Origin of the sequence: Methyloceanibacter sp. (genome assembly GCF_041573655.1) — a bacterium.
Taxonomy (GTDB): domain Bacteria; phylum Pseudomonadota; class Alphaproteobacteria; order Rhizobiales; family Methyloligellaceae; genus Methyloceanibacter.
In genome coordinates, this window is sequence record NZ_JBFFQD010000099.1 from 1 (window position 1) to 2,544 (window position 2,544).

Sequence of the window (2,544 nt, forward strand, 5' to 3'; positions counted from 1 at the left end):
ATCTTCGTGGCGCTGAAGTAGACGCTTGGGCCCGATGCGCAAGCGCTTCCTCCAGATTGGCCTCGTGCTTTTGACGGCCGTGGCTGCCTCCGGTGTAGCCCGCGCCGATGCTTGCCGCGATGCACGGTACGAGCGCGCACGTTACATCGTCTGCACTTTCGATCCTGCCAAGGACGAGTTGCGGCTCTACTGGCGTGGGCAAGACGGGCGCGCATTCCGCACCTTCGATGCGCTCTCAAGTGAGCTCGAAGAGCAGGGGCAGTCGTTACAGTTCGCCATGAACGGCGGCATGTACGAGGACGATTTCAGTCCCGTGGGGCTCTATGTCGAGAACGGCAGGCGGCTTGCGAAAATCAACCGCAAGACTGTCAAAGGCAGGCCGAGCCAAGTGCCGAACTTCTACAAGAAGCCGAACGGCGTATTCTATTTCGGCCGCGACGGCGCGGGCGTGCTTCCCACGGAACGCTACGTCGAGACGCGTCCCACGGCGCAGTTTGCCACCCAGTCGGGCCCGATGCTCGTGATCGACGGGACCATCCATCCGGCGTTCCTCGTCAAGTCGAAGGACTTCAAGCCGCGCAACGGTGTCGGCGTCTCGCCCGACGGCAAGGCTCATTTCGTCATGACCCGCGGGCGGGTGAGCTTCTATGAGTTCGCGCAATTTTTCCGCGATGGGCTCGGCACGCAGAACGCGCTGTTTCTAGATGGCGGCTCCGCGCCCGGCATCTATGCGCCCGGCCTTCGCCGTAACGATGCGCCCTCTCACGGTGGCTATGGGCCGATCATCGCGGTCGTGGAGTAGACCGGGCAGGGCGCCTAGGTGCCGACGGTGAACGGCCCGTCTGCCTTCAACGTGTCGACCAAACCGGCCGTATCGAGCGCTGCGACCAACGTCTTGAACTGTCCGGCGGCGACCGCCGTGTCGACGATATCCTTCTCGGCGGCGCGTGCCACCGCGCCGCTCAGGAACAGAGCCATGAGGACCGCCGAGGCGGCCACAAATCTAATAAATCTCGACATACTTCCTTGCTCCTTTTTCACGCATTTCACTAACGGAGCCCACTTGGGGCGTGGGACCCGCTGCTTCGAGAACCCCCGGAGCGGGGGGAGCTCCGGGGGCCTCGTTCCGCGCCAAGGGTGGGGGCCTGCTGGTTGGGCGCGGGATAGGTTAACGATCCAACGATGAATGTGAAATAAGCGATTTACAAGCACTAAAATCGCTCATATCATTCACCTGAATTTGGATCAGTTCCCTGGAGACGGCTGTTTTGTCTGAAAAACGCAGGATTCGGCCATACGCGGCTCACCACGCAGAGAGCCACTGGCACCGAAGTGCAGCCCTTCTATTACCTGCGCCCGCTTCTGAAGAACATGGAGCTCGATGCCGACGCCTGCGCCGCGCACATGTTGAAGCTCGCAAAGGAGCCCGAGGCGATCGAGCGCGCTCGGGTGCGTATGCAGGAGTTCGGCGACAACCAGACCGGCGCCTACTATCCCACCGGCAACGAGCGCGCGAGCAATATCGCGCGCAAGGCCCTGGAGCACTGAGATGAGCGATATGATGGTTTCGGCCGGAGAGGCGGCGCGACGGCTCGGTGTAGCGCCAGCGACGATCCAGCGATGGGCAGATAGCGGTGTCTTGCATGCGGAGCGGACACCGGGCGGTCACCGCCGCATCTATGTCACCGAACTCCGACGCCTCATCGCCGCCAACCGCCCCGCCCGGCTTAGCGGTCCCCTGGCGCGCTGGTTCGATGTGCTGATGAGCGGAGATGCAGTGCGCGTGAAGGTCGCCCTCATTGCCTCAAGTCAGGAGACGGGAAGCTGGGCCGATACGGCCGACGAAGTCGCCTCCGCTGTCGCCGAGATCGGCCGGCAGTGGGAGGCCGGTGTGTGTCAGATCTTCGAGGAGCACGCGGCCACCGAAGCGCTACGTCGTGCAGTGGCGGCGTGCCTCAGCGAGATACATACCCCTGACGATGCGCCGTGCACGGCACTGTTCACCATCGAAGGCGAACGGCACACACTAGGTTTGGCGCTCGCCGAGCTTGTGTTGGCCGAACGGGGCTGGCGTTCCATCTGGATCGGCGAAGGACTGCCGGTTGGCGAACTCGGCGACCTTGCAAGCAAGCTCAAGCCGAATATGTTCTTGGTGACTGCCTCGGCCGCGAGCTCGCCTGTATCGGTTGCTCTCTATCAGAAGCCGCTATCCGAGTTGGCCGACAAGGCTGGTATCAAGCTGGTCCTTGCCGGCGGCGGCGCATGGAAAGAGCACTCGCATGCGACCCGGGTGTTTGCTTTCAAGGATCTCCGAGAGGTGCTGGCGTGAGGCTGCCCCACCTGATCGGCTTGGGCACCGCCACGGCACTCGGCTTTCTTACCTCGCTCGGTTTCGCGTATGCGCAAATCGGCGCCGAGGAATCGTGCACCGACGATGCCATGATCGTGTTCGATGCCTCGGGCTCCATGTCCGGCAATGTGATGCTCGGAATGGCCACTGCGATTACGCGGATCGACGAAGTACGCAGTGCGCTCGGCAAGGTC

4 protein-coding genes and 1 pseudogene are annotated in these 2,544 nt (G+C 62.7%); 4 read left to right on the forward strand and 1 reads right to left on the reverse strand.

What is annotated here, in order from left to right:
- Nucleotides 1-34: 34 nt before the first annotated feature.
- A complete protein-coding gene (locus ABY454_RS12270; protein ID WP_372931055.1) occupies nt 35-802 on the forward strand; it encodes a phosphodiester glycosidase family protein in 768 nt (255 codons plus the stop codon).
- A 23-nt stretch (nt 803-825) separates the two neighbouring features.
- Here the strand turns inward: ABY454_RS12270 and ABY454_RS12275 are convergent.
- Nucleotides 826-978, reverse strand: a pseudogene (locus ABY454_RS12275) (fasciclin domain-containing protein); the annotation flags it as partial.
- Between the two features lie 354 nt (nt 979-1,332).
- On the opposite strand from ABY454_RS12275, the gene ABY454_RS12280 reads away from it, so the two are divergent.
- The 3 genes from ABY454_RS12280 to ABY454_RS12290 form a co-directional block, all read left to right on the forward strand.
- The gene (locus tag ABY454_RS12280) at nt 1,333-1,548 is read left to right on the forward strand and encodes a hypothetical protein (protein ID WP_372931057.1); all 216 of its coding nucleotides are present in this window, start codon (nt 1,333-1,335) and stop codon (nt 1,546-1,548) included.
- A 1-nt stretch (nt 1,549) separates the two neighbouring features.
- Nucleotides 1,550-2,329 carry a helix-turn-helix domain-containing protein gene (locus ABY454_RS12285; protein ID WP_372931059.1) on the forward strand — a complete coding sequence of 260 codons (780 nt, stop codon included), beginning with the start codon at nt 1,550-1,552 and terminating at the stop codon, nt 2,327-2,329.
- Nucleotides 2,326-2,544 (forward strand): hypothetical protein (locus ABY454_RS12290; RefSeq protein ID WP_372931061.1); only part of this gene is annotated, 219 nt, incomplete at its 3' end. The genes ABY454_RS12285 and ABY454_RS12290, both read left to right, overlap by 4 nt.

Bases quoted from the DNA above. Each gene is read 5' to 3' on its own strand.
- ABY454_RS12270 (WP_372931055.1), top strand. From the start codon at position 35: ATGCGCAAGCGCTTCCTCCAGATTGGCCTCGTGCTTTTGACGGCCGTG.
- ABY454_RS12285 (WP_372931059.1), top strand. From the start codon at position 1,550: ATGAGCGATATGATGGTTTCGGCCGGAGAGGCGGCGCGACGGCTCGGT.